The sequence below is a fragment of the Streptomyces phyllanthi genome (genome assembly GCF_009377205.1).
Taxonomy (GTDB): Bacteria; Actinomycetota; Actinomycetes; order Streptomycetales; family Streptomycetaceae; genus Streptomyces; species Streptomyces phyllanthi.
The window spans coordinates 1-2005 of sequence record NZ_VJZE01000837.1 but is presented as its reverse complement, the minus strand read 5'-3'; the positions used below and the strand labels follow the sequence as shown (position 1 = coordinate 2005).

Here is a 2005-nt window from a genome sequence, read left to right as displayed (position 1 = left end):
GTGCCCGCCCACCCCAGTTCGATACGGCGGGCCCGCAGGGCATGGGCCAGGACGCGGGCCGCGTCATGGCCGAGCGAGGGGGCGGCGATGCGCTCCTCGCGGACGTACAACTCCTCGATGACCGCGTCGCGGTACGCCGCGTCGAGATAGGTGCCCGCACACATCAACCGGGTCGCCTCGCTCGCGCCCGGCGGCGCGAGGGGTTCGTCCGGTATTCCGGCCTGCGGCTGCTGTGGTAACTGGGACGTCTGTGTCAACACTGCTCCCCCGAGACACGAACAACGGTACGTCACACCGCGATTGCCATGCGTAACAGAACAGCATAGAGGGCACACGGCGGCACTGGCACCTGGCTTGCGGTACCTGTGTACCGGCCCCTCACACACGCCACGGGAGCATCACGGAACGCCGCAGGCCCCGGCCGGGAAACCCGGACCGGGGCCTGCGGACGAGAGTGCCTGAGGATGAGAGTGCCCGCGGAATCAGATCAGGCCGAGGGAGCGGACCGCCTCGCGCTCCTCCTCCAGCTCCTTCACCGAGGCGTCGATACGGGCGCGGGAGAAGTCGTTGATCTCCAGGCCCTGGACGATCTCGTACTTGCCGTCCTTCGTGGTGACCGGGAAGGAGGAGATCAGGCCCTCGGGCACACCGTAGGAGCCGTCGGACGGGATGCCCATGGAGACCCAGTCGCCGTCGGCCGTGCCGTTGACCCACGAGTAGACGTGGTCGATCGCGGCGTTGGCGGCGGAGGCGGCCGAGGAGGCGCCACGGGCCTCGATGATGGCGGCACCGCGCTTGGCGACGGTCGGGATGAAGTCCTCCGCGAGCCACTTCTCGTCGTTGACCACCTCGGCGGCGTTCTTGCCGGCGACCGTGGCGTGGAAGATGTCCGGGTACTGGGTGGCGGAGTGGTTGCCCCAGATCGTGAGCTTCCTGATCTCGGAGACCGGGACGCCCGTCTTCTTCGACAGCTGGGTCAGCGCGCGGTTGTGGTCGAGGCGGGTCATCGCGGTGAAGCGCTCGGCCGGGACGTCCGGCGCGGCGGCCTGGGCGATGAGTGCGTTGGTGTTGGCCGGGTTGCCGACGACGAGGATCTTGACGTCGTCCGCGGCGTGGTCGTTGATGGCCTTGCCCTGGGGCTTGAAGATGCCGCCGTTGGCCTCGAGCAGGTCACCGCGCTCCATGCCCTTGGTGCGGGGGCGGGCGCCGACGAGGAGGCCTACGTTGGCACCGTCGAAGGCCACGTTCGGGTCGTCCGTGATGTCGATGCCCGCCAGGAGCGGGAAGGCGCAGTCGTCGAGCTCCATGGCGGTGCCCTCGGCGGCCTTCAGCGCCGGGGTGATCTCCAGCAGGCGCAGCTTGACCGGCACGTCCGCGCCGAGCAGCTGGCCGGAGGCGATGCGGAAGAGCAGGGCGTAACCGATCTGGCCGGCCGCGCCGGTGACGGTGACGTTCACGGGAGTGCGGGTCATGGCGTTCTCCGTATGACAGCTGGCGGTTGGGGCGTCCCTGCCCCGGGGTGCGGGATCCCCGCGGCGGCTCGTGACCGGCGCCCACCGCGATATCGATCTCGGGTACGAATGATCGATCTCTTGGCGTCAAGAGAGATCCAGCGGTCAGGCTATCGCGCATCCGGGATCCCGTACGGCCGGGTGTGTGTGGCCCGTCCCACAGCTGCACGGGTTCCACACGGAGGGGCTTCGTACACAGCCGCGCGGAGGGCGGTGTGCCGCACGCCGGGGAACGGGTGTGCGACGTAACGGACCCCACGAGGACGTAACGGACCCCACGAGAAGGGCGTCCCGCACGGAGGACTCACGAAAAAGGCGGCCGCTGTCCCGAGAGGGACCAGGCGGCCGCCGTGGGGGTGCCGGGCCGGGGAGGGGGATGTCGATCTCCCGGACAGGCCGGACTCCCGTGGGGGTACTGTCCGCCTGCCCCGGTCCGGCGCGGGCATTCCCCCCGTACGGCAACTACTTTGGGTGACGGGAGCACGCCACCTCTC

1 protein-coding gene and 1 pseudogene are annotated in these 2005 nt (G+C 69.6%); both read right to left on the bottom strand.

Features of this window, described 5'->3' with window-relative positions; genetic code table 11:
- A pseudogene (locus FNH04_RS45420) lies at positions 1-260 on the bottom strand (hypothetical protein); the annotation flags it as partial.
- A 222-nt stretch (positions 261-482) separates the two neighbouring features.
- Positions 483-1472, bottom strand: coding sequence for a malate dehydrogenase (locus tag FNH04_RS45415; protein WP_152792062.1), 990 nt, complete (start codon positions 1470-1472; stop codon positions 483-485).
- Positions 1473-2005: the final 533 nt, after the last annotated feature.